21 protein-coding genes are annotated in these 24,767 nt (G+C 65.4%); 16 read left to right on the top strand and 5 right to left on the bottom strand.

What is annotated here, in order from left to right; genetic code table 11:
* Nucleotides 1-156: 156 nt before the first annotated feature.
* From ACZ92H_RS06580 to ACZ92H_RS06550, 7 genes are all read left to right on the top strand, one after another.
* Nucleotides 157-1,467, top strand: coding sequence for an MFS transporter (locus ACZ92H_RS06580; protein ID WP_465048749.1), 1,311 nt, complete (start codon nt 157-159; stop codon nt 1,465-1,467).
* Nucleotides 1,468-1,477: 10 nt separating this feature from the next.
* The gene (gene nirB / locus ACZ92H_RS06575) at nt 1,478-4,042 is read left to right on the top strand and encodes a nitrite reductase large subunit NirB (protein WP_465048748.1); all 2,565 of its coding nucleotides are present in this window, start codon (nt 1,478-1,480) and stop codon (nt 4,040-4,042) included.
* A gap of 2 nt (nt 4,043-4,044) precedes the next feature.
* On the top strand, nt 4,045-4,398 hold the full coding sequence (nirD, locus tag ACZ92H_RS06570) for a nitrite reductase small subunit NirD (protein WP_465048747.1): 354 nt from the start codon (nt 4,045-4,047) through the stop codon (nt 4,396-4,398).
* Nucleotides 4,395-5,633 (top strand): NAD(P)/FAD-dependent oxidoreductase, encoded by a 1,239-nt coding sequence (locus tag ACZ92H_RS06565; protein WP_465048746.1) that lies wholly within the window; start codon nt 4,395-4,397, stop codon nt 5,631-5,633. Before nirD ends, ACZ92H_RS06565 begins: the two co-directional genes overlap by 4 nt.
* Nucleotides 5,634-5,644: 11 nt before the next feature.
* The gene (locus tag ACZ92H_RS06560; RefSeq protein WP_465048745.1) at nt 5,645-8,314 is read left to right on the top strand and encodes a molybdopterin-dependent oxidoreductase; all 2,670 of its coding nucleotides are present in this window, start codon (nt 5,645-5,647) and stop codon (nt 8,312-8,314) included.
* A gap of 62 nt (nt 8,315-8,376) precedes the next feature.
* A complete protein-coding gene (cysC, locus tag ACZ92H_RS06555) occupies nt 8,377-8,913 on the top strand; it encodes an adenylyl-sulfate kinase (protein WP_131373015.1) in 537 nt (178 codons plus the stop codon).
* Nucleotides 8,910-10,937 (top strand): diguanylate cyclase domain-containing protein, encoded by a 2,028-nt coding sequence (locus tag ACZ92H_RS06550; RefSeq protein ID WP_131373016.1) that lies wholly within the window; start codon nt 8,910-8,912, stop codon nt 10,935-10,937. The genes cysC and ACZ92H_RS06550 overlap by 4 nt, the downstream gene beginning before the upstream one ends.
* Nucleotides 10,938-10,940: 3 nt before the next feature.
* Here the strand turns inward: ACZ92H_RS06550 and ACZ92H_RS06545 are convergent, their stop codons facing one another.
* Nucleotides 10,941-11,858 carry a pyridoxal-phosphate dependent enzyme gene (locus ACZ92H_RS06545; RefSeq protein WP_465048744.1) on the bottom strand — a complete coding sequence of 306 codons (918 nt, stop codon included), beginning with the start codon at nt 11,856-11,858 and terminating at the stop codon, nt 10,941-10,943.
* A 152-nt stretch (nt 11,859-12,010) separates the two neighbouring features.
* Between ACZ92H_RS06545 and ACZ92H_RS06540 the strand changes: the two genes are divergently transcribed.
* A complete protein-coding gene (locus tag ACZ92H_RS06540; RefSeq protein ID WP_131373018.1) occupies nt 12,011-12,346 on the top strand; it encodes a hypothetical protein in 336 nt (111 codons plus the stop codon).
* 55 nt (nt 12,347-12,401) lie between these two features.
* Here ACZ92H_RS06540 and ACZ92H_RS06535 read toward each other — a convergent pair whose 3' ends face one another.
* Together ACZ92H_RS06535 and ACZ92H_RS06530 are read right to left on the bottom strand one after the other, a co-directional pair.
* The gene (locus tag ACZ92H_RS06535) at nt 12,402-12,905 is read right to left on the bottom strand and encodes a MarR family winged helix-turn-helix transcriptional regulator (protein ID WP_131373019.1); all 504 of its coding nucleotides are present in this window, start codon (nt 12,903-12,905) and stop codon (nt 12,402-12,404) included.
* A gap of 354 nt (nt 12,906-13,259) precedes the next feature.
* Nucleotides 13,260-14,021 carry a DeoR/GlpR family DNA-binding transcription regulator gene (locus ACZ92H_RS06530; RefSeq protein WP_465048743.1) on the bottom strand — a complete coding sequence of 254 codons (762 nt, stop codon included), beginning with the start codon at nt 14,019-14,021 and terminating at the stop codon, nt 13,260-13,262.
* 195 nt (nt 14,022-14,216) lie between these two features.
* Between ACZ92H_RS06530 and glpD the strand changes: the two genes are divergently transcribed.
* The 8 genes from glpD (at nt 14,217) to glpK (ending at nt 23,434) form a co-directional block, all read left to right on the top strand.
* On the top strand, nt 14,217-15,797 hold the full coding sequence (glpD, locus tag ACZ92H_RS06525; RefSeq protein ID WP_465048742.1) for a glycerol-3-phosphate dehydrogenase: 1,581 nt from the start codon (nt 14,217-14,219) through the stop codon (nt 15,795-15,797).
* A gap of 71 nt (nt 15,798-15,868) precedes the next feature.
* Nucleotides 15,869-16,972: an ABC transporter ATP-binding protein gene (locus ACZ92H_RS06520; protein WP_131373022.1), complete on the top strand. Its 1,104-nt coding sequence runs from the start codon at nt 15,869-15,871 to the stop codon at nt 16,970-16,972.
* A gap of 1 nt (nt 16,973) precedes the next feature.
* Nucleotides 16,974-18,065: an ABC transporter ATP-binding protein gene (locus tag ACZ92H_RS06515; RefSeq protein WP_465048741.1), complete on the top strand. Its 1,092-nt coding sequence runs from the start codon at nt 16,974-16,976 to the stop codon at nt 18,063-18,065.
* On the top strand, nt 18,062-18,949 hold the full coding sequence (locus tag ACZ92H_RS06510) for a carbohydrate ABC transporter permease (RefSeq protein WP_131373024.1): 888 nt from the start codon (nt 18,062-18,064) through the stop codon (nt 18,947-18,949). Before ACZ92H_RS06515 ends, ACZ92H_RS06510 begins: the two co-directional genes overlap by 4 nt.
* Entirely contained in the window at nt 18,949-19,752 is an 804-nt protein-coding gene (locus ACZ92H_RS06505; protein WP_465048859.1) for a carbohydrate ABC transporter permease, read from the top strand. The genes ACZ92H_RS06510 and ACZ92H_RS06505 overlap by 1 nt, the downstream gene beginning before the upstream one ends.
* Before the next feature lie 31 nt (nt 19,753-19,783).
* Nucleotides 19,784-20,059, top strand: a complete 276-nt coding sequence (locus tag ACZ92H_RS06500; protein ID WP_465048858.1) for a DUF2160 domain-containing protein — start codon at nt 19,784-19,786, stop codon at nt 20,057-20,059.
* A 72-nt stretch (nt 20,060-20,131) separates the two neighbouring features.
* A complete protein-coding gene (locus ACZ92H_RS06495; RefSeq protein ID WP_131373026.1) occupies nt 20,132-21,859 on the top strand; it encodes an ABC transporter substrate-binding protein in 1,728 nt (575 codons plus the stop codon).
* An 81-nt stretch (nt 21,860-21,940) separates the two neighbouring features.
* Nucleotides 21,941-23,434, top strand: coding sequence for a glycerol kinase GlpK (glpK, locus tag ACZ92H_RS06490; RefSeq protein ID WP_465048740.1), 1,494 nt, complete (start codon nt 21,941-21,943; stop codon nt 23,432-23,434).
* Between the two features lie 10 nt (nt 23,435-23,444).
* Here the strand turns inward: glpK and ACZ92H_RS06485 are convergent, their stop codons facing one another.
* Both ACZ92H_RS06485 and ACZ92H_RS06480 read right to left on the bottom strand, forming a co-directional pair.
* The gene (locus ACZ92H_RS06485; RefSeq protein ID WP_465048739.1) at nt 23,445-24,005 is read right to left on the bottom strand and encodes a YdcF family protein; all 561 of its coding nucleotides are present in this window, start codon (nt 24,003-24,005) and stop codon (nt 23,445-23,447) included.
* A 42-nt stretch (nt 24,006-24,047) separates the two neighbouring features.
* Complete coding sequence (locus ACZ92H_RS06480; RefSeq protein WP_465048738.1) at nt 24,048-24,734, bottom strand: cysteine hydrolase family protein; 687 nt, start codon at nt 24,732-24,734, stop codon at nt 24,048-24,050.
* Between the last annotated feature and the right edge of the window lie 33 nt (nt 24,735-24,767).

The raw sequence follows: 24,767 nt of genomic DNA, 5'->3' as shown, positions 1-24,767 counted from the left end.
GCTAAGCAGAAGAGACGGATCAACGGCGATCCCCTGAATAAACGCACGACGGTCCAACGACGGACCACCTGGACAACGGCGTCCGCCCTGGCTGATTTTCATCGGCAGGGGCGGGCGCCGTTTTGTTTTATCAACGGGATATTTCGGGAACCAATCATGGCCAGCCAAAAAGCAACGCGCATCGAGCTCTTCTCCCTCGCCACGCCGCCCATGCGCGCATTCCACCTGACGTGGATGGCATTTTTCGTGTGTTTCTTCGCCTGGTTCGCCTGCGCGCCGCTGATGCCGGTCATCAAGGGCGAGTTCGGCCTGTCGCTGGCGCAAGTGGCCAACATCAATATTGCGGCCGTCGCCATCACCATCCTCGTGCGCCTGCTCGTCGGTCCCTTGTGCGACCGCTACGGCCCCCGCAAGACCTACACGGGCTTGCTGCTGCTGGGCGCCATCCCCGTGCTGGGCGTGGCCGCTGCGCAAAGCTATGAAAGCTTCCTGTTCTTTCGCCTGGGCATCGGCGCCGTGGGCGCCAGCTTTGTTATCACGCAATATCACACCTCCGTGATGTTCGCCCCCCGCGTGGTGGGCACGGCGAATGCCGCCGCCGCCGGCTGGGGCAATGCGGGCGGCGGCGCGGCGCAGGCGCTGATGCCCTTGCTGCTGGGCGCCGTGCTGATGCTGGGCGTGTCCGAATCGCTGGGCTGGCGCATCGCCCTGCTGGTGCCGGGCGTGCTGATGCTGGTCATGGCCGCGCTGTACTGGCGCTATACGCAGGATTGCCCGGAAGGCAATTACTCGGATTTGCGCGCTGCCGGCGTGGCCATTGAGGGGGCGAAGGCCGGACAGGCTCCGGCCGGCGGCTGGGCCAGCTTCAAGGCGGCCAGCGCCAACTACCGCGTGTGGCTGCTGTTCGTCACCTACGGCGCCTGCTTCGGCATCGAAATCTTCATCCACAATATCGCCGCCGTGTACTACGTCGAGCATTTCGGCCTGTCCCTGAAATCGGCCGGCCTGGCCGCCGGCAGCTTCGGCTTGCTGGCCCTGTTCGCCCGCGCCCTCGGCGGCTGGCTGTCGGACAAACTGGCCTTGCGCGGCAATTTGAACAGCCGCGTGACATTGCTGTTCATGCTGATGATCGGCGAAGGCGTGGGCCTGCTGTGGTTTGCGAAAGTCGACAGCGTCACCTGGGCCGTCATCGCCATGCTGGTCTTCGGCCTGTTCACCCACATGGCCTGCGGCGCTACCTATGCACTGGTGCCCTTCATCGACAGCCGCGCCCTGGGCGGCGTGGCAGGGATCATCGGCGCGGGCGGCAACGTGGGCGCCGTGGCGGCCGGTTTTTTGATGAAGGGCACGGGCGACATCCGCCAGACCCTGATCATCTTGAGCGTGCTGGTGGTGATCTCGGCCCTGTGCGCCATCGCCGCGCGCTTTACCCGCGCAGCGGCCGAACCATCGATGGCCGCGGCCTGAGGAGAACAGCATGCACCACCCTCTGAAAATCGTCGTCCTTGGCCATGGCATGGTCGGGCACAAATTCCTCGAACGCCTGGCGCTGGAACATGCGCCGCACCTGCATGTCACCGTGCTGTGCGAAGAGCCCCGTCCCGCCTACGACCGGGTGCACCTGTCCGAGTTTTTCAGCGGTAAATCGGCCGACGACCTGTCGCTGGTGGCGCCCGGTTTCTTCGACAAGGACAACGTCGCCTTGAAACTCAATGCGCGGGCCGTCTCCATCGACCGCGCGGCAAAAACCGTCACGGCCAGCACGGGCGAGGTGCTGGCCTACGACAAGCTGGTCTTCGCCACCGGTTCCACGCCCTTCGTGCCGCCGCTGCCGGGCAAGGAGCGCGACGGCTGCTTCGTCTACCGCACCATCGAAGACCTGGAAGCCATGCTGGCCTGGGGCGGCAAGTCCGCAACGGGCGTGGTGATCGGCGGAGGCCTGCTGGGCCTCGAATGCGCGAAAGCCTTGCGCGATTTGCAGCTCGATACCCACGTGGTGGAATTCGCGCCGCGCCTGATGGCCGTGCAGGTGGACGAGGGCGGCGCGCGCGTCCTGCGCCGCAAGATCGAGGAACTGGGCGTGACCGTGCACACGCAAAAAAATACCCTGGCCATCGTCGATGGCGAGGCGGCCACGCACCGCATGCAGTTCGCCGACGGCAGCCACCTGGAGGCGGACATGATCGTCTTCTCGGCCGGCATCCGCCCGCGCGACGAGCTGGCGCGCGCCTGCGGCCTGGACGTGGGGCCGCGCGGCGGCATCGCCATCGACGACAGCTGCCTCACGTCCGACCCCGATATCTATGCCATCGGCGAATGCGCGCTGTGGGGCGGCCTGGTCTTCGGCCTGGTGGCGCCGGGCTATGAAATGGCGCGCATCGCGGCGCGCCACGTGCTGCAGGAGGAGGAAGGAGAAGCGGGCGGGGCCGGCTTCAAGGGTGCCGACATGAGCACCAAATTGAAACTGATGGGCGTGGACGTGGCCAGCCTGGGCGACCCGCACGGCCATGCGCCGGGCAGCCGCTCCTACCAGTTCATGGACGAGCGCAAGCAGATCTACAAGAAGATCGTCGTTTCCGCTTGCGGCAAGTATCTGCTGGGCGGCGTGATGGTGGGCGACGCCAGCGAATACGGCACCCTGCTGCAGATGATGCTCAATAAAATCGAGCTGCCGGCATCGCCCGAATTCCTCATCCTGCCGCAGGCCGATGGCCAGCAAAAGGTCGGCCTGGGCGTGGACGCCTTGCCCGCTGGCGCGCAAATCTGCTCGTGCAACGACGTGTCGAAGGGCGCGCTGTGCGCGGCCGTGGCCGCTGGCGCGACCAGCATCGGCGCCCTGAAAAGTGCTACGTGCGCGGGGACGGCCTGCGGCGGCTGCGTGCCCCTGGTGACGCAGGTCATGAAGGCGGAAATGCAGAGGCAGGGCATGGCGGTGAACAACCACGTGTGCGAGCACTTCGCGTATTCGCGCCAGGAATTGCATCACCTGGTGCGCGTCGGCAAGCTCCGCAGCTTCGGCGCCCTGCTGGCCGCGCATGGCCGGGGCCTGGGTTGCGACGTGTGCAAGCCCGTGGCGGCGAATATCCTCGCCTCATGCTGGAACGATTTCATCCTCTCGCCCGTGCATGCGAGCCTGCAGGACAGTAACGATTACTTCCTCGGCAATATCCAGAAGGATGGCACGTACTCGGTGGTACCCCGCATGCCGGGCGGCGAGGTGACGGCCGACGGCTTGATCGCCGTGGGCATGGTGGCGAAAAAATACGGTTTATATACCAAGATCACGGGCGGCCAGCGGGTGGACCTGTTCGGCGCGCGCGTCGAGCAGTTGCCGGCCATATGGGAAGAGCTGATTGCGGCCGGCTTCGAATCGGGCCACGCCTACGGCAAGTCGCTGCGCACGGTCAAATCGTGCGTCGGTTCCACCTGGTGCCGCTACGGCGTGGCCGACAGCGTGGGTTTTGCGATCCGGCTGGAAAACCGCTACAAGGGCTTGCGCACGCCGCACAAGATCAAGTTCGGGGTGTCCGGCTGCACGCGCGAATGCGCCGAGGCGCAGGGCAAGGACGTGGGCTTGATCGCCACGGAAAAGGGCTGGAACCTGTACGTGTGCGGCAATGGCGGCATGAAGCCGCGCCACGCGGAACTGATCGCATCGGACCTCGATGAAGCCACCCTGGTGCGCTATGTCGACCGCTTCCTGATGTTCTACGTGCGCACGGCCGACCGTCTGCAGCGCACCAGCGTGTGGCGCGACAACCTCGAAGGCGGCCTCGATTACCTCAAGCGCGTCATCATCGACGACAGCCTGGGCCTGGGCGCCGAGCTGGAGGCGGACATGCAGCACGTGGTCGATACCTATGCCTGCGAGTGGAAGACGGCCGTCACCGAGCCCGCCGTGCGCCAGCGCTTCCGCCACTTCGTCAACAGCGACAGCACGGATGAAAACGTGGTGTTCGTCGAGGAGCGGGGCCAGATCCGGCCCGCCACCGAGAGTGAACGCCGCAGCACCGTGATTCCCATCCTTGCCGTGGAGGCGTGACCATGAATGACATGTCCCTGTCCGCCGGCGCCAGCTGGGTGGCCGTGTGTTCGCTGGCCGACATCGTGCCCGACACGGGCGTGTGCGCGCTGCTGAACGGCCGCCACGTGGCCGTGTTCCGCGTCGGCGATGCGGTGCCGCGCGTCTTCGCCATCGACAATATCGATCCGCACGCGGGCGCTTCCGTGCTGTCGCGCGGTATCGTCGGCAGCATCGGCGAGCGCATCGTCGTCGCCTCGCCCCTGTACAAGCAGCATTTCGACCTGGCCAGCGGCGAGTGCATCGAGGCGCCGGAGCACGCTGTCGCCACCTGGCCCGCGCGCGTGTTCGGCGGCATGGTGTGGGTGGCCCTGTGAACCCGCCAGTCAGGGCCGCTGCGCGTCCTTCCCTCGTCGTCGTCGGCAACGGCATGGCCGGCATGCGCACGGTCGAGGAATTGCTGCAGCTGGCGCCAGACCTGTACGACATCACCGTGTTCGGCGCCGAACCGCACGGCAACTACAACCGCATCCTGCTTTCCCCGCTGCTGGCCGGCGAAAAGACGGTGGATGACATCATGCTGCACACGCGCGACTGGTATGCGCAGCATGGCATCACCCTGCACGCGGGCGACCCGGTACTGCGCATCGACCGCCAGGCCCGCACGGTGCATGCCTTGTCCGGCATCGGGGTGCGCTATGACCGCCTGCTGCTGGCGACGGGCTCGACGCCCTTCATCGTGCCCGTGCCGGGCCACGCGCTGCCTGGCGTGATCGGCTTTCGCGATATCAGCGACGTCGACGCCATGCTGCAGGCGGCGCGCGCGCACCGCCACGCGGTGGTCATCGGCGGCGGCCTGCTGGGACTGGAAGCGGCCAATGGCTTGCAGCGCCAGGGCATGGACGTCACCGTGGTGCACATGGGCGGCAGCCTGATGAACCAGCAACTCGATGCACCTGCCTCGATGCTGCTGAAAACGGCGCTGGAAGCGCGCGGCCTGCGGTTTTTGATGCATGCGCAGACGGCCGAAATCACCGGCACGGATCGGGTGCAGGGCGTGCGCTTCGCGGACGGCAGCGGCATCCCCGCCGACCTGGTGGTGATGACGGCGGGCGTGCGGCCGAACATCGCCCTGGCCAGGGACGCCGGGCTGCATTGCGAGCGCGCCATCGTCGTCGACGACTGCCTGCAAAGCTATGATCCGCGCATCTACGCCGTGGGCGAATGCGTGCAGCACCGGCGCGCCACCTTCGGCCTGGTGGCGCCCATCTGGGAGCAGGCGCGCGTGTGCGGCGCCCACCTGGCGGGCGCGGGCCACCGGCGCTACGTGCAGCAGGCCAGCGCCACCAAATTGAAAGTGACGGGCATCGACCTGTACTCGGCCGGCGACATCCTCGGCGGCGAGGGCAGCGAAGACCTGGTGCTGCGCGACCCGCGCCGCGGCGTCTACAAGCGCCTGGTGGTGCAGGGCAGCCGCCTGGTGGGCGCCGTGCTGTACGGCGAGGTGCAGGACGGCCCCTGGTATTTCGACCTGATCCAGCAGCGCCGCGACATCGGCGCGCTGCGCTCCCATTTGCTGTTTGGCCAGGCCCTGTGCGGCCAGGCCGCCTGACTGGAATCCCCATGACGACTTGCCTGCCCGTGAAAACCACCTGCCCCTATTGCGGCGTCGGCTGCGGCGTGGAAGCGGCGCATCTGCCCGATGGCGCCATCCGCATCGCCGGCGATGCCAGCCACCCGGCCAACCTGGGCAAGCTGTGCGTGAAAGGCGCGGCGCTGGGCGACACCCTGGGCCTCGACAAGCGGCTGCTGCGGCCGCAGCTGCGCGTCGACGGCGTGCTGCAGCCGTCCACCTGGGACGCCGCGCTGGACAAGGTGGCCGGCGGTTTGCGCGCCATCATCGATGAACATGGCCCCGACGCCGTGGCCCTGTATGTGTCGGGCCAGTTGCTGACGGAAGACTATTACATCGCCAACAAATTCATGAAGGGCTACGTGGGCAGCGCGAATATCGACACCAATTCGCGCCTGTGCATGTCGTCGGCCGTGGCCGGCCACAAGCGCGCGTTCGGCGAAGACATCGTGCCCGGCTGCTACGAGGACCTGGAACTGGCCGACATGATCGTGCTGGTCGGCTCGAACACGGCCTGGTGCCATCCGATCCTGTTCCAGCGCATCGCGCGCATCCGCGAAAGCCGGCCGGAGGTAAAACTGGTAGTGATCGACCCGCGCCGCACGGCCACCTGCGAGCTGGCCGACGTACATTTGCCCGTGAAACCGGGCACGGACGTGTGGCTGTTCAACGGCTTGCTGTGTCATCTGGCGCGGGAAGGCCTGATCGACGAGGCTTTCGTCGCGCGGCACAGTGCAGGGCTGGACGCGGCGCTGGCGGCCGCGCATGTGGATTGCGGCGATCCGCTGCAGGTGGCGAAAATCTGCAAGGTCGATGCGCACGCCTTGCTGGCGTTCTACCAGGCGTTTGCCGCCACGCGCAAGGTCGTCACGGCGTTTTCGCAGGGCGTGAACCAGTCGTCTTCCGGCACGGACAAGGTCAGCAGCATCATCAACTGCCACCTGGCGACGGGGCGCATCGGCCATCCCGGCATGGGACCGTTTTCCCTCACGGGCCAGCCGAACGCCATGGGCGGGCGCGAAGTGGGCGGCCTGGCCAACATGCTGGCGGCGCACCTGGAGCTGGATCATCCGCTGCACCGCGAGACGGTGCAGGCGTTCTGGCATTCGCCAACGATCGCGCGCACGCCCGGACTGAAAGCCGTGGAGCTGTTCCAGGCCATCGAGGCGGGCACGGTGAAAGCCGTGTGGATCATCGCCACCAATCCGCTGGTGAGCATGCCGGACGCCGACCAGGTGCGCCGCGCACTGGCCAGCTGCGCACTGGTGGTGGTGTCCGACATCAGCGCCGAGTCGGACACGAACGCCCATGCGCACGTGCTGCTGCCCGCGCTGGGCTGGGGCGAGAAGGACGGCACGGTGACGAACTCGGAGCGGTGCATCTCCCGCCAGCGGGCCTTTTTGCCGGCGCCGGGCGCGGCGCGCGCCGACTGGCAGGTGCTGTGCGACGTGGCGCGGCGCATGGGTTACGCCGGCTTCGATTTCACGGCGCCGCAAGCCATCTTCGACGAGCATGCGCGCCTGTCCGCCTTCCGCAACGGGGGCGAGACGGCGCGCCTGTTCAACCTGGGCCACCTGGCCGGCCTGGATGCGGCAGGGTACGACGCCCTGGCGCCGCAGCAGTGGCCGCAGGGCCAGGCGAGGCTGTTCGGCGACGGCCGTTTCGCCCACGCGGACGGGCGCGCCCGTTTCGTGCCGACGCCGCCGCGCGCGCCGCGCCACCTGCCCGATGAAGACTATCCGCTGATCCTCAACACGGGGCGGGTGCGCGACCAGTGGCACACCATGACGCGCACGGGCAAGGCGGCGAAACTGTCCGCGCATGTCGCCGAGGCGTTCATCGACATCCACCCGCAGGACGCGCTGCTGTACAGCGTGCGCGAAGGGGAGCTGGCGCGCGTGTCGAGCGCCTGGGGCGCCATGGTGGCGCGCGTCGTGCATGGCGGCGGCATCGCGCGCGGCCAGGTCTTCGTGCCGATCCACTGGAGCGAGGCGCACGCGTCCGACGCGCGCGTGGGCGCCGTCGTCAATCCGGTCGTCGACCCCGTCTCGGGCGAACCGGAATTCAAGCACACGCCCGTGCGCATTGAGCAGTTCCGCGTGCACTGGCATGCTTTCGTGCTGAGCCGCACGCCCCTGAAGCTCGATGGCGTGGCGCACTGGACGCGCATCCAGGGCGAACAGTTCCTGCGCTACGAGCTGGCCGGGCGCCGGCGCATCGATGACCTGGGCGGGTGGGCGCGCGCGCTCCTGGGCGTGACGGACGAGCAGGCCGACTGGCTCGATTATGCGGATGCCAGCGCCGGCGTGTACCGCGCCGTGCACCTGGAAGACGGACGCATCGCGCAATGCGTGTACGTCTCGCCGCGGCCGGACCTGCCGTCGCGCAGCTGGCTGGCCGGCCTGTTCGCGCACGCGCAGCTCGGCGCGGCCGACCGCGCCGGAGTGCTGCTGGGCCAGCCCATCGGCAAGGACGTCGACGCCGGTCCCACCGTCTGCTCGTGCTTTGGCGTGGGACGCAACACCATCTGCGCGGCCATCCGCGGGCATGGCTTGAGCACCACGGCGCAGGTGACGGCCTGCGTCAGGGCGGGCGGCAATTGCGGTTCCTGCGTACCGGAGATACGACAGTTGCTGCTCGAGGCGCACAGCGCGGCCTGATAATCTGTCCTTTCCCGCGCGGCTTTGCTATATTGCCAGCTCTACAAGAGAGAGGCAGTGTGATGACAGCAGCACAACACCCCACGCTCTGGCTGACGGGCTTGAGCGGCGCAGGCAAGACCAGTATCGCCCTGGCGCTGGCACAGGCGCTGAAGGCGCAGGGCCACGCCGCGACCGTGCTCGATGGCGACCAGCTGCGCCATGGCCTGAACCGCGACCTGGGTTTTACGCCGGAAGACCGGCATGAGAATATCCGCCGCACGGCGGAAGTGGCACGCCTGATGAACGAGGCGGGCCTGATCGTCATCGCCGCATTCATTTCCCCGTACCGCAGCGACCGCGCCATGGCGGGCGCCATCATCGGCGCCGAACGCTACGTCGAAGTGCATGTCAGCACGCCGCTGGCCGTGTGCGAAGCGCGCGACGTCAAGGGCCTGTATGCGAAGGCGCGCGCGGGCCAGCTGGCGCAATTCACGGGCGTGTCCGCGCCGTATGAAGCGCCGCTGGACGCCGCCCTGACGCTGGACACGCAGGCGCTGGCGCTAGAGGAATCGGTCGAGCGCATCTGCCTGTACCTGAAGCAGCGGCAGCAGCAGTGACGAGCTGGCGAAAACGCTTGCGCCGGCGCCTGCCCGCCAGCCTGAAGGCGCGCATGAGCGTGGTCGTCTTTTTGCTGGTGCTCGGTGCCGTGGCCTTGCTGGCGCTGGCCACGCTGGCCGTGGCCGAACGGGGCATGCGCGACGTGACGGGACGCCAGCAGCATGTGTCGCTGGCCAGCGCCGCCGTCTTCATCGACGAGGAACTCGACTCCAGGCGCAATGTGCTGCGCGCGATGGCCGACAGCCTGGCGGCCGGCGGCGCGCACGACGGCGCCAGCCTGCAGCGCTTCCTGGCCGCGCAAACGGTGCTGGCCAGGGAATTTTATACGGCCGGCGTGGTCGCCATCGACGGCACCCTGCTGGCCAGCGTGAGTCCCTTCAAGGCGCAGGCGGGCATGAGCCTGAAGGGCCGGCCGTATTTCGAGCAGACCCTGGCGACCCGGCGTTCCGTCATTTCCGCGCCGCTCAACGGCAGCATTTCCCGCATGCCCATCGTCGTCGTGACGCAGCCCGTGTTCGATGCGCAGGGCGGCGTGCGCTATGTGCTGGCGGCCAGCGTGAACCTGCGCCAGCCCGATTTCCTGGGGCGCCTGGAAGCGCTCAAGCCGGGCAAGGGCGGCTACCTGTACATCATGACGAATGACGGCGTGATCGTCGAGCACCCGGACAAGTCGCGCATCATGCAGCATATCGAAGCGCAGGGGCCCGTCAGCGAACCGACGCGGCGCGCCATGCAGGGTTTCGAAGGCTGGATGGCGGGCCGCACCGCGCAGGGCGTCGATGCGCTGTTCGCCTATCACCGCATCGCTTCGACGGGCTGGATACTGGCCTCCGTGTATCCGATGCGCGATGCGTTCGCGCCGCTGCACGCCATCCGCAGCAAGATCCTGCTGGCCGCCGTGCTGCTGGCGGCGCTGGCGGGCCTGGCCGGCTGGCGCGTGGTGCTGCGCCTGCTGCAGCCGCTGGAGCGCCTGCGCCGCCAGGTGCACCAGATCCGCCGCCAGCGCCTGGGCATCGAAGCACTGCAGATCGAGCGGCGCGACGAGATCGGCGACTTGAGCCGCGATTTTTACTCGCTGGTGGCCGAGCGCGAAATCGCCGAGGCGCAGACGCGCGACAGCGAACGGCGCCTGAAGCTGCTGACGGACCATGTGCCCGTGGTCATCGTGTATATCGACCGCGAACACCGCTACCAGTTCATCAACGCCACGTTTGAAAAATGGTTCGGCATGTCGCGCAAGGAAAGCCTGATGCATTCCATCCGCGAGGTGCTGGGCGAGGAAGCGTACCAGCTGCGCGAACAGTATCTGCGGCGCGCCTTCGCGGGCGAGGAAGTGGAGTTCGAGTTTACCGTCGACGGCGACATCGAGGGCGACATCGAGGGCGCGAAGGGCCGCGGCCGGCGCGCCTTCCAGACCAGCTACGTGCCCGATGTGGACGACAGCGGCGCGGTGGCCGGCGTGTATGGCCTGATCCACGAGATCACCAAGGCCAAGGCGGTGCATACGGCGCTGCAGTTTGCCGCCGCCACGGACACCCTGACGGGCATCGCCAACCGGCGCCGCTTCGACGAACAGCTGGCTCTGGGCATGCAGCGCACGCGCGTGACGGGCGCGCCGATGGCGCTGGCCTATCTGGACATCGACCGCTTCAAGGCCATCAACGACAGCCTGGGACACCAGGCGGGCGACGCGGTGCTGCAGGAGTTCGCCGCCCGCCTGGCGCGCAGCGTGCGCGCCAGCGACCTGGTGGCGCGGCTGGCCGGCGATGAATTCGTCATTATTTTTGAAGGCGTCAAGAGCGCGGCGGAAGTGCGCCAGATCGGCGCCAAGATCATCGACGCGATCCGCGTGCCGTTCGCGCTGGCCGGCGCTCCGCTGGCCGTCACGACCAGCATCGGCATCGCCGTCTACTGCGCCGGCGAGCAGTCGCCGGCGCAGTTGCTGGACCTGGCCGATCAGGCCCTGTACCAGGCCAAGGGACAGGGCCGCGATGGCGTGGCGCTGCTCGAGGCGCCGGCATAGCCCTTACAGGCTGGCGCTCCACTGGTCGAGCTGCTGCGTGGTGGCCGTCACGCCGCCGCAGACGATGACGAGCACGTTGCGGTAGGGCGCCAGCTGCGGCACTTTTCCGTACACGGCGGCCAGGGCCGCGCCGCAAGCCGGTTCCACCACCAGGCGCTGGTCGCCGATGAAGCGCTGGCAGGCATCGACGGCGGCGCGGTCCGACACCACCACGCTGTGCAGCGGGCGCGTCTGGCTGATGTGGAATGCCTGCGCGCAGACCTGGCGCGCGGCCAGCGAGGTGGCGACGCTGCTCACGGCGGGCAGGGCCAGGTGTTCGCGCGCGGCCACGGCGGCGGCCAGCGAGGCGGCGCCATCGGTTTCCACGGCCACCAGGGCCACGTCATCCCAGCCATTGCGCTGCAAGCCTTCGGCCACGCCGGCCAGCAAGCCGCCGCCGCCCACCGACAGCACCACGGCATCGGGTTTCACGCCCGCGCGCGCCACTTCATCGATCATGCCCGCGTGGCCTTGCCACAACAGCGGGTCGTCGAACGGGTGCAGAAAGGCGTCGTGCGGCGTGAGCATGGACTGCGCCAGCGCGTTGGCTTCCTGCCAGGCGGCGCCGTGCACGATGACTTCGGCGCCTTCCTGCGCGATCAGGGCGCGGGCCCGTTCGCTGGTGGTTTCCGGCACGACGACGATGACGGGGATGCCCAGCTGGCGTCCCGCATAGGCGACGGCGATGCCGGCGTTGCCGCCGGAAGAGGAGATGAATCGGCTGGCGCCGCGGCGCGCGTATTCTTCGCATGCCAGGCCGATGCCGCGGATCTTGAAGGAGCCGGGCGGCTGCAAGGCTTCCAGCTTGAGCCAGATGGCGCGCTCGCTGTGCAGGCTCAGGGCGCGCGAGTTGAGCAGAGGGGTTTCGATGTGCAGGGCCATGCGTATTCCGGGAAGACGGTCAGGCCGTCATCTTAGCCCAGATGAGGCGCCTGGCGGCGTCCTGCTGGGCATGAAAAATTTCCACACGACAATTTGCAAAGTTGATAAAATGAATTGAATTTTTCTCTACTTCAAAATGCAAAGGAAATGTAATGGCAACTCGTATTGCAATGAAGCACAAGGACACGGGCCTGATGAAAGACGGTTTTTATGGCTTTTCGTGGACCACGTTCTTCTTCGGCTTTTTCCCGGCGCTGTTCCGCGGCGACTTCATTACGTTTATCGGCGCCTTTGTCGTCACCGTGATCATCGGCCTGTTTACCGCCGGCTTCGGCATGTTCATCGTCGGCGTGGTGTGGGCCTTCCTGTACAACAAATACTACACGGGCAAGCTGCTTGAACGCGGCTACGTGCTGGCCGGTTCGCCTGGCGAGAATGCAGAAGCGGCCGCTGCCATCGGCATCGCCTTGCCGTCGCCGACCGTCTGACCTGCCGTCCGGCACTGTCCCCAGGGGCGCTGCGGCGCCTTTCGCATTGGCGCCGTCAGTTCAGCGGCGCGCTCTTGAGCTGATGCGTGCGCGCCACTTCCTTCATCGCTTCGAGCAAGTCTTCGCGCAGCTGGCGCGGCAGCTTGCCAAAGAATTCCTCGTCATTCTGGTCGGCCATGCCGGCCAGCACGGGCACCAGCGCTTCGCCTTCCGTCGTCAGTTCGATCGAGTGCTGGCGGCGGTCGGCCAGCAGGATGGACTTGCTGACCATGCCCTTGCTTTCCAGGCGGTCGATCAGCTTGGACACGGCGCCCTTGCTCATGCCGGCCACTTGCGCCAGCACGGTGGGCGAAGTGCAGCCCAGGCGGAACATTTCACGCAGCACCACCCATTCGGACACCGTCACGCCATTGGCTTCGGCTTTTTTCTGAAAGCTGTGGGAAACGTGATTGGAGACGAAGCGCAGCCAGTAGCCGAGGTGGGCTTCCAGTTCGCTGACGGAAGCGCTGTTGGGATGCGAGGCTTGCGGCATGGCGGCCGCTTCAAAATTGTGGCTCATTTCTTTTCCTTCACTGGGCGGCGCTGCCGGCATGGTTAAGGCCTTCGCGCTTGCTGTCGAGTGGTTTGTTGGGGAACAATCGTCTTGCGTGAGGTAGTTCTAACACTGTTTTCACTGGAAATCATTTACCTGCCATGCGCTTTCCTTCATTTTATTGCTTTAAGTGCATAAAAAGCAATATCAGGCGAATAATCGTACTGCCGGAGAGGAAGATTAAAAAAATAACGCATGTTGCATCAATGGTAACAGGCTTTTTAATGAATTGATAAATATTTCATATCATTCAGTGCGCTTCCCCACACAAGGCGTCTTGCCCACGCGACAGCGCGGCGCCATACGGCCCCGTCCCACTCTTTACGCCGCCACGACCACCTTCACGCGCGCATCGCGCAGCACTGCGGCAAAGCGGGGCGGCGGCGGCGCGTCCGTAAACAGCATGTCCACCTGCGCCAGGTCGGCCAGGCGCACCAGGGCCTTGCGGCCGAATTTATGCTGGTCGGCCACCAGCCACACTGCGCGCGACTGTTCGATGATGGCTTGCGCCACCTTCACCTCGCGGGCATCGAAGTCGCGCAGGCTGCCATCCTCGTCGATGCTGGAAATGCCGATGATGCCGATGTCGACCTTGAACTGGCGGATGAAGTCGATGGTGGCCTCGCCCACGATGCCGCGGTCGCGCCCGCGCACCACGCCGCCGGCCACGATCACTTCGCAGGCGGCGTTGTCGGCCAGGATGGCGGCCACGTTCAGGTTGTTCGTCACCACGTGCAGGCCCGTGTGCTGGCCCAGCGCGCGCGCCACTTCCTCGGTGGTGGTGCCGATATTGATCAGCAGCGAACAGCCATGCGGCACTTGCGCGGCGACGGCGGCGGCGATGCGCCGCTTGGCCTCGCTATTGAACACTTGCCGCTGGCGGTAATCGATGTTTTCCACGGACGAGGGCAAGCCCACGCCGCCGTGGTAGCGGGCCAGCAGGCGCGCTTCCTCCATCTGCTTGACGTCGCGGCGCACGGTTTGCGGCGTCACCTCCAGTTGCTGCGCCAGTTCCTCGACCGACACGGTGACCTTCTGGCGCACGGCTTCGAGCAGGCGGCGCTGGCGGGGATTCAAATTCATTGGCTTGTCTCTTTAAAAATCAAAAACGAACAAAAACGAACAAATAGGCATGAAAATATGTTGCTATGAGTTCGTATTTTGACGTAACCTTATTCATATTGCATGCGTATCACATCAATCTTGATCTTAACGGCAGTTGCCGGCAGCGCCTAGTGTTTCCTGGCGCGCCGGTCCTTTCACAGCGACGGAGTCCCGATGGCGGCAGCACGGCAGGACGTGGAAGTGGCGGCGGATGGCGCGCTCGAATGCGACGTGCTGGTGGTGGGCGGCGGCATCAATGGCGCCGGCATCGCGCGCGACGCGGCCGGGCGGGGGCTGTCCGTGCTGCTGTGCGAAAAGGATGACCTCGCCGCCCACACTTCGTCCGCTTCCACCAAGCTGATACACGGCGGCCTGCGCTACCTGGAATACTATGAATTTGGCCTCGTGCGCAAGGCGCTGATCGAGCGCGAGGTGCTGCTGCGCTCGGCGCCGCACATCATGTGGCCGCTGCGCTTCGTCATGCCGCACGCCAAGGGCCAGCGTCCCGCCTGGCTGATACGCGCGGGCCTGTTTCTCTACGATATGCTGGCGCGCCGCGAACTGCTGCCCGCCTCGCATGGCATCGACCTCAAGCGCCATGCGGCGGGACAGCCATTGAAACCCGAGTTCCAGCGCGGCTTCGTGTATTCCGACGGCTGGGTCGACGATGCGCGCCTGGTGGTGCTCAACGCCATGGATGCGGCGGAACATGGCGCGACCATCCTGACGCGGACGCGCTGCACGGCGCTGGCGCGCGATGGCCTGGGCGAGGGGGACGATGCGTGGCTGGCCACCTTGCAGCATGCCAGCGGCAAGCTGATGACGGTGCGCGCGCGCAGCGTCGTCAATGCGGCCGGGCCATGGACGGCGCAATTCCTGCGGCAGGCGGCGCCCGCCGCGCCGCACAAGCATTTGCGCCTGATCAAGGGCAGCCATATCGTCGTCAAGCGCCTGTTCGCGCATGATCATGCGTATATCTTCCAGCATCCCGACGGGCGCATCGTCTTTGCCATTCCCTATGAACACGACTTCACCCTGATCGGCACCACCGACCTCGATTACCAGGGCGACAGTGGCAAGGTAGAAATTGACGACGAGGAAATTAGTTACTTGTGCGAACTTTCAAGTTACTATTTCAGCAAGCCTGTCCATCCTGCCGACGTGGTCTGGACGTATGCGGGCGTGCGCCCGCTGGTGGAAGACGCGGCCGCCGATGCCAAGGCCGTGACGCGCGATTACCGTTTTGAACTGGAGCAGGATGGGGCGCCGCTGCTGAGTATTTTCGGCGGCAAGATCACCACCTTCCGCAAGCTGGCCGAGGAAGCGGTGGATCTGCTGGCGCCGTTGCTGGCGCAGGGTAAAACGCGCGGCGCCTGGACGGCGAAGGCTTGCCTGCCCGGCGGCGACCTGTTCGGCAGCACGCCGCAAAACCGCGCCGTGCGCGAGTTCGGCCAGTTCGTGCAGGGCGTGCAGCGCGAGTATGCGTGGCTGCCCGCCAGCCTGGTGGCCCGCTATGCGCGCGCGTACGGCATGCGTATCCACGTGCTGCTCGATGGCCGGCACGCGGTGGCGGACATGGGCGAGGAAATCGCCGCCGGCCTGTACGCGGCCGAAGTGGCGTATTTGCGGCGCCATGAATGGGCCGTCAGCGCTGCCGACATCCTGTGGCGGCGCTCCAAGCTGGGCCTGCACCTGCCGCGCGAGACGGCGGGCGCGCTCGATGCCTGGCTGGCGCGGCATCCCCTGCTGTCGTAGAAAAGATCGTGCCGCCGACCGGGTCCCCTGAGGGCGCGGCGAAAAAGAACACATCACTGGAGGAGAAGCGCGTGCAACTGGTACTGGAAAATATCAGCAAGAAGCAGGGTGCCGAGACGTATTTGCATCCGATGTCGCTGGCTCTCGTGCCGGGCGCCATCAATGTGCTGCTGGGCACTACGCGTGCCGGCAAGACCACTTTGATGCGCGTCATGGCGGGCCTGGACAAGCCCGGCGCCGGCACGGTGACGGCCGATGGCGTGGATGTCACGGGCGTGCCGGTCAGCCGCCGCAACCTGGCCATGGTGTACCAGCAATTCATCAATTATCCCGCCTTCACCGTCTACGACAATATCGCCTCGCCCTTGCGCCTGCGCAAGGTGCCCGAGGCGCAGATACGCGCGAAGGTGCAGGCGCTGGCCGAGCGCCTGCATATCACGCCGTATCTGCAGCGCACGCCGGGCGAACTGTCCGGCGGCCAGCAGCAGCGCACGGCCTTGGGGCGCGCGCTGATCAAGGATGCGTCCCTGCTGCTGCTCGACGAGCCGCTCGTCAATCTCGACTATAAATTGCGCGAGGAATTGCGCCGCGAATTGACGGAACTGTTTTCCAGCGGCAGCACGACGGTGGTGTACGCCACCACGGAACCGCTGGAAGCGCTGCAGCTGGGCGGCCACGTGGCCGTGCTGCACGAGGGACGCCTGCTGCAGCAGGGGCCGACGCTGGACGTGTTCAACGCGCCCAATTCCATCGCCGTGGCGCGCACCTTCAGCGATCCGCCCATCAACCTGATCGCCGCGCAGGTCGATGCGCACGGCGTGGCGCAGGCAGCCGACGGCCTGGCCATCCACTTGAGCGGCGAGCAGCGCGCGCGCATCGGCGCGCAGACGGACGTGATACTCGGCGTGCGCGCGCACAGCCTGCATCTGTCGCCGCAGTCCGATGGCGACGTGCCCATCGCCGCGCAGGTGGACCTGGCGGAAATCAGCGGCTCGGAAACCTATGTGCATGCGCGCCGCGGCGCACTGGCGCTGGTGGCGCAGCTGGGCGGCGTGCATAACCTGGAAATCGGCAGCGCCTGCACCGTGTATTGCCAGCCGCATGCCTTGCTGATCTTCGCCGACGATGGGCGATTGCTGTTCGCTCCAGGGCAAGCCATGACAGGGGGAGCGTGACATGGCGCGCATCGAACTGCTGGACCTGGCCCACGCCTACAAGCCGAATCCGGCAGTGCCGGCCGATTACGCGCTGCGGCCCATGAGCATGGAATGGCGCGATGGCGGCGCGTATGCCTTGCTGGGGCCATCGGGCTGCGGCAAGACGACCTTGCTCAATATCATTTCCGGTCTCGTCAAGCCGTCGCATGGCAAGGTGCTGTTCGACGGCCGCGACGTCACGCAGCTGCCGACGGAAGCGAGGAATATCGCGCAAGTGTTCCAGTTTCCCGTCATCTACGACACCATGACCGTGCACGACAACCTGGCGTTTCCGCTGCGCAATCGCGGCTGGAAAGAGCCGGACGTGAAAAAGCGCGTGCAGCAGGTGGCGCAGATGCTGGAGCTGACGGACGACTTGAAATTGCGCGCCAGCGGCTTGTCCGTGGACGCCAAGCAAAAGATTTCGCTGGGACGCGGCCTCGTGCGTCCCGACGTGGCGGCCGTGCTGTTCGACGAACCGCTGACGGTGATCGACCCGCACCTGAAATGGCTGCTGCGCAGGAAACTCAAGGAAATTCACCACGAACTGAAATTGTCGCTGATCTACGTCACGCACGACCAGGTGGAAGCGTTGACCTTTGCCGACCAGGTGGTCGTCATGACGCAGGGCGAAGTGGTGCAGACGGGCAGCGCGCAAGCCCTGTTCGAAGAACCCGAGCACACGTTTGTCGGCTATTTCATCGGCAACCCGGGCATGAATTTGCTCGATTGCACCTTGGACGATGGCGGCGTGCGCGTGGCGGGGCAGCTGCTCGCCGTGTCCGCCGCGGCGCGCGGCGCCCTGCTGGGCGCGCAAGGCAAGATCACCGTCGGCGTGCGGCCGGAATTCGTCGAGTGCCTGCAAGCAGGCGGGGAGGGCGGGGACACGCTGGCCGCCACCGTCACCGCCGTGCGCAACATGGGCACGCATTGCCTGGCCGAGTTCCGCGTGGGCGGCGCCACCGTGGCCGCCAAGCTGCGCGCCATCGAGGCGGTGGCGGGCGATGCCGTGCGGCTGCGCTTTCCCCAGCAACGCACCTTGTTCTACGTCAACGATAAGCGGGTGGCATGATGATACATAATGGCAAAACCGATAACAACCGCCGCGCCTGGCTGCTGATCCTGCCCGTGCTGTTATGCGTGGCCTTTTCCGCCATCCTGCCCCTGATGACGGTGGTGAACTATTCCGTGCAGGATATCCTGAGTCCCACGCAAAAGGTGTTTGTCGGCACGGAGTGGTTCCGCATGGTCATGCTCGACGGCGACCTGCACAGCGCGCTGCTGCGCCAGCTGCTGTTTTCCGGTTCCGTGCTGGCGATCCAGATACCGCTGGGCATCCTGATCGCCCTGTGCATGCCGGCCGATGGCTGGAAGGCCTCGCTGGCGCTGGTGCTGATCGCGCTGCCCCTGCTCATTCCCTGGAACGTGGTGGGCACCATCTGGCAGATCTTTGGCCGCGGCGACATCGGTCTGATGGGCTACACCCTGAACCAGCTGGGCTTTGACTACAACTACAACGGCAATTCGCTCGACGCCTGGCTGACGGTGATGGTGATGGATATCTGGCACTGGACGCCGCTGGTCGTGCTGCTGTGCTATGCGGGCTTGCGCGCCATTCCCGACGCGTATTACCAGGCGGCGCGCATCGATGGCGCTTCGCGCCTGGCCGTGTTCCGCTACATCCAGCTGCCGAAATTGCGCAATGTGCTGATGATCGCCGTCCTGCTGCGCTTCATGGACAGTTTCATGATCTACACGGAACCGTTCGTGCTGACGGGCGGCGGTCCCGGCAACGCCACCACCTTTTTGTCGCAGTATCTGACGCAAAAGGCCGTGGGCCAGTTCGACCTGGGGCCGGCGTCGGCGTTTTCCCTGATTTATTTCCTCATCATCCTGCTGTTCTGCTTTGTGCTGTACACGTGGATGCAGCGCGTCGGCACGGGAGACCAGAAATGATGAACCGGAAAATCGGCGGCGCCATCCTCGCGCTCTTTTTGCTGGGCTCCCTGCTGCCCATCTACTGGATGCTCAACATGTCGCTCAAGACCAACGAGGAAATCGTCGGCGTCCTGAGCCTGTGGCCCCGGAGCCTCACGTTTGCCAACTACAAGACCATCTTCACGGATGCATCCTGGTACAGCGGCTATATCAATTCCATGATTTACGTGGCGCTGAACATGGTGATGTCCGTCACGGTCGCCTTGCCGGCCGCGTATGCGTTTTCGCGCTACAACTTCGTCGGCGACAAGCACCTGTTCTTCTGGCTGCTGACCAACCGCATGACGCCGCCCGCCGTGTTCCTCGTGCCGTTCTTCCAGCTGTACTCGACGGTGGGCCTGATGGATACGCACCTGGCCGTGGCGCTGGCGCACATGGTCTTCAACGTGCCGCTGGCCGTGTGGATACTGGAAGGCTTCATGTCCGGCGTGCCGAAGGAAATCGACGAGACGGCGTATATCGACGGCTACAGCTTCCCCCGTTTCTTCATCCAGATTTTTTTGCCGATGATCAAGTCGGGCGTGGGCGTGACGGCCTTCTTCTGCTTCATGTTCAGCTGGGTGGAACTGCTGCTGGCGCGCACCTTGACGTCCGTCAATGCCAAGCCTATCGCCGCCACCATGACGCGCACCGTGTCGGCGGCGGGCATGGACTGGGGCGTGCTGGCGGCGGCGGGCGTGCTGACCATCGTGCCCGGCGCGCTGGTGATCTGGTTCGTGCGCCATTACATTGCCAAGGGCTTTGCCATGGGGAGGGTGTGACATGGAAAACAATCTCGATAGCACAGCCAGCCTGTTCGGCTGGATGGCGTGGACGCCGGAAGTGGCCGTCTTTTTCATCTGCATCGGCCTGATGCTGGCCGGCATGACGGTCTGGCAAATCCGTTCGCCCAGCATCGAGCGAAAAGGTTTCCTGCCGATGCCGACGACGCGCGGCGACCGTTTGTTCATCGGGCTGCTGACGGCCGCCTACGTCAACCTGGCGTGGGCGGGGTTCACGGACATGCAGCAGGCCATCGGGGCTGCCATCAGTTTTTTGTTGTTGCTCTTAGTAATGCGTTGGGGATGACCGGCTTGCCGGTGTTGATGGATGCCGTACCGCCAGCAGGCGGCCGGTAAAAATTATAAAAGGAGATTCACGATGAAATTGAAGTTCACGGTCTTCGCGGCTGCGGCCATGCTCGTGTCGAATGCGGCCCTGGCGGACGCCAGGCAGGCGCAAACCTGGATCGACAAGGAATTCCAGCCATCCAGCCTGAGCAAGCAGCAACAGCTTGCTGAAATGAAATGGTTCATCGATGCGGCCGCCAAGCTGAAAGCCAAGGGCATCAAGGAAATTTCCGTGGTCTCGGAGACCATCGACACCCATGTGTACGAATCGAAGACGCTGGCCAAGGCCTTCGAGGAAATCACGGGCATCAAGGTGCGCCACGACATCATCCAGGAAGGCGATGTGGTGGAAAAACTGCAAACGTCCATGCAGTCCGGCAAGAGCATCTATGACGGCTGGATTTCCGATTCCGACCTGATCGGCACGCATTACCGCTATGGCGCCGTGGAACCCCTGTCCGACTACATGGCGGCCAAGGGCAAGGAATTCACGAATCCGGGCCTGGACTTGAAGGACTTCATCGGCATCAGCTTCACGACGGCGCCGGACGGCAAGGTATACCAGTTGCCCGACCAGCAGTTCGCCAACCTGTACTGGTTCCGTGCCGACTGGTTTGCGCGCAAGGATTTGCAGGCGAAGTTCAAGGCCAAGTATGGCTACGAGCTGGGCGTGCCGCAGAACTGGTCCGCGTATGAAGACATCGCCGACTTCTTTACGAATGACGTGAAGGAACTGGACGGCAAGAAAGTCTACGGTCACATGGATTACGGCAAGAAGGATCCATCGCTGGGCTGGCGCTTCACGGATGCGTGGCTGTCGATGGCTGGCGCGGCCGACAAGGGCATTCCGAACGGCATGCCCGTCGATGAATGGGGCATCAAGGTGGCGGCCGACAAGTGCACGCCCGTGGGCGCGTCCATGTCGCGCGGCGGCGCCACCAATTCGCCGGCGGCCGTCTTTGCGTTGACGAAATACATCGACTGGATGAAGAAGTACGCGCCGCCGCAGGCGAACGGCATGAATTTCTCGGAATCGGGCCCCGTGCCGGCGCAGGGCGAAATCGCCCAGCAAATCTTCTGGTACACGGCATTTACGGCCGGCATGACGAAACCGGGCTTGCCAGTGGTCAACAAGGACGGCACGCCGAAATGGCGCATGGCGCCGTCGCCGCACGGCCCGTACTGGAAAGAGGGCATGCAGAACGGCTACCAGGACGTGGGCTCCTGGTTCCTGTTCAAGTCCACGCCGGACGACCGCAAGGCGGCTGCCTGGCTGTACGCGCAATTCGTCACGTCGAAAACCGTATCGCTGAAGAAATCCATCGTGGGCCTGACGTTTATCCGCGATTCCGACATTCGCCACGATTATTTTACGAAACACGCGAACGAATATGGCGGCTTGATCGAGTTCTACCGCAGCCCCGCCAGGGTGGCGTGGACGCCGACGGGCAACAACGTGCCCGACTATCCGAAGCTGGCCCAGCTGTGGTGGAAAAACGTGGCCACGGCCATCACGGCGGAAAAAACGCCGCAGGCCGCCATGGATAACCTGGCCGAGGAAATGGACCAGGTCATGGCGCGCCTGCAGCGGGCCGGCATGAAGGCGTGCGCGCCCAAGCTCAATCCGAAGGGCGATCCGAACCAGTACCTGTCGGACCAGCACGCCCCATGGAAAAAGCTGGCAAATGAAAAGCCGAAGGGTGAAACCATTGCCTATGACAAGCTGCTGCAAGCGTGGAAAGAAGGCAAGGTCAGGTAGTCGTGTAAACTCCTGCCGCCGTTGTTCCGGGGCACGGGCGTTCGCCCGTGCCTCTTTCTCTGTATTAATGTAGTAGCGACCATGACCAAATACATACTTGCTTTAGACCAGGGCACCACCAGTTCGCGCGCCATCCTGTTCGATCATGCGGGCCGGCCGCGCGCCAGCGCGCAGCGGGAGTTCCGCCAGATTTTCCCCCAGCCGGGCTGGGTCGAGCATGACGCCGGTGAAATCTGGGCCTCGCAGGAGGGCGTGCTGCAACAGGTCATGCGCGACAGCGGCGTGGCGGCAAGCGACGTGGCCGCCATCGGCGTCACCAACCAGCGCGAGACGACGGTGCTGTGGGACCGCGCCACGGGCGAACCGGTGGCCAACGCCATCGTCTGGCAAGACCGGCGCAATGCGGCCTTTTGCGAGCAGCTGGTCGAGCAGGGCAAGGCGGACCTGATCCAGCAAAAGACGGGCCTGGTGCTGGACGCCTATTTTTCCGCCACCAAGCTCAAATGGCTGCTCGACAACGTGCCGGGCGCCCGCGCGCGCGCCGAGCGGGGCGAGCTGGCCTTCGGCACGGTGGACAGCTGGCTGATCTACAAAATGAGCGGCGACCACATCACGGACACGAGCAACGCGGCGCGCACCATGCTGTTCAACATACATACCTTGCAGTGGGATACGGATCTGCTGGCGCTGCTGGACATTCCCGCCTCGCTGCTGCCCGACGTCGTGCCGTCCAGCGGCGTGGCGGCCCACACGCATGCGGCCTTGCTGGGCGTATCCGTGCCGATTGCCGGCATCGCGGGCGACCAGCAGGCGGCCACGTTCGGCCAGGCCTGCTTGAAGCCGGGCATGGCGAAGAATACTTATGGCACGGGCTGCTTCATGCTGATGAACGTGGGCAAGCGCCCCCTGCAGTCGAAAAACCGCCTGTTGACGACGGTGGGCTGGAGCCTGGGACAGGGAACGGATAAAACGGATTATTTGCTCGAAGGCAGCGCCTTTATCGCGGGCGCGGCCGTGCAATGGATGCGCGACGGCATCGGCATCATCCGCGACTCGTCCGAGGTGGAAGCCCTGGCCACCAGCGTGCCCGATTCGGGCGGCCTCGTCTTCGTGCCAGCATTCGCGGGCCTGGGCGCGCCGTACTGGGACCCGTATGCGCGCGGCACCCTGATCGGCATCACGCGCGGCACGGGCAAGGCGCACATCGCGCGCGCGGCGCTGGAAGGCGTGGCTTACCAGAACGTGGACGTCCTGTCCGCCATGCAGGATGATGCGGGCATTGCGCTCTCAGAACTGCGCGTGGACGGCGGCGCGGCCCGCAACGACATGCTGATGCAGTTCCAGGCCGACATTCTGAATGTGCCCGTGGTGCGTCCCGTGGTGACGGAAACGACGGCCCTGGGCGCCGCCTACCTGGCGGGCCTGGCCGTGGGCTTCTGGGCTTCCGAGGAAGAAATCGCCTCGCAATGGCAGGTGGCACGCCGTTTTGAACCGAAGATGGCGGCTGACGAGCGCCTGACGCGCCTGCACAAGTGGCAGCGGGCCGTGGAGCGTTCGCGCGACTGGAGCGAGTGAAAGCGGGCGCTCAGTGGCGCATGAAATACACGGCATAGCCGGCGGTTTCGCGCGGTACCGAGTACAGGTCGCGCAGCTCGAAGTAGGGCGCGTGCACGTTGCCGCTGACGGTGATGCCGGCCCGCTGCAGCGCCAGGCGGAAGCGGGGCACGTGGAAATACTGCGTGGCCACCATGGCCGTCTTCCAGCCATGCTGGTGCATGAGGGCTGCCGCGTTGCGGGCCGTGGCCTCCGTGGTCCAGCCTTGATTGTCCTCGATGATGGCGCTGGCCGGCACGCCGCGCGACTGCAGGTAGCGGCCCATGGAAGCGGCTTCGTCGAAACCTTCCTTGCCCGTCGCCCCGCTGACGAGGATGCGCGGCGCCCTTTGCTGCCGGAACTGCTTGAGCGCCGCGTCGAGCCGCGCCTGCAGGCGGGGGCTGGGCGTGCCGTCCGGCGCGATGGTGTTGCCGGGCACGACGATCACGTCGGCGGGGCCTAGCTTGTCGCCCAGTCCTTCCAGCACCAGGGCGGCAGTGGCTAGCAGGAAAGCGGCAAGGGCGCTCAGGCCCAGGAACAGAATTTTTCGCATGGTGGAGAATGAAACTCGGGATGGACGCATCGGATGGACGCATCAGACGGACGCATCATACCCGTCCATCCCGTCAGGCGTCAGTTCGCCTGCGCCTTGCGCGCGCGCTGCGCGCTGGTTCGACAGATAAATATTATCCTTTTCCAGCGGCTTGCCTTCGCGCACGGCGTCCAGCCAGGCCTGCGTGCTGGCGACGGCCGCGAAGTTCGAGTGGAACACGGTGCTGTAGACGCGGTGGATCTCCTCGGCGCTGGCCGTGCCGCCCGCATTCGCATACGACAGGGTGCCCGTGGCGTCCTGCAGGAATTCCACCTGCAAGCCATCGTGCGCCGCCTGGTAGATGGTGGCCGCGTCGCAGTTGTGCGTCATGTAGCCGGTCACCGTCAGCGTGTCGATGCCGCGGCCGTCCAGCCAGGCGCGCAGGTCCGTGCCGGTAAAGGCGCTGCCCATGACCTTGTTGATGCGGTGATCGGCGGCAAAGGCGGCCACCTGCGGGTGCAGCTGCCAGCCGTCGCTGCCCTTGGCAAAGATGGGCGATGCTTCCGGCGCGTCGTGCTGGACGCCGATGACGGGCACGCCGGCGGCGCGCGCGGCAGCCATGGCCTGCACGATGTTGGGCAGGGAGATGTCGACGGACGGGTATTCGATGGGCAAGTCGCCCGTGAAATATTCATTTTGCACGTCGATGACGAGCAGGGCGCGGCGTGGTGCGGTGATTGTGTTGCTCATGCATGGCTCCTGGAAAAGGTGAAAGGGGAAGGG

This window comes from Janthinobacterium foliorum, assembly GCF_978021625.1.
Note: the sequence above shows the minus strand (reverse complement) of the source record. Positions and strands in the feature narration are given on the sequence as shown.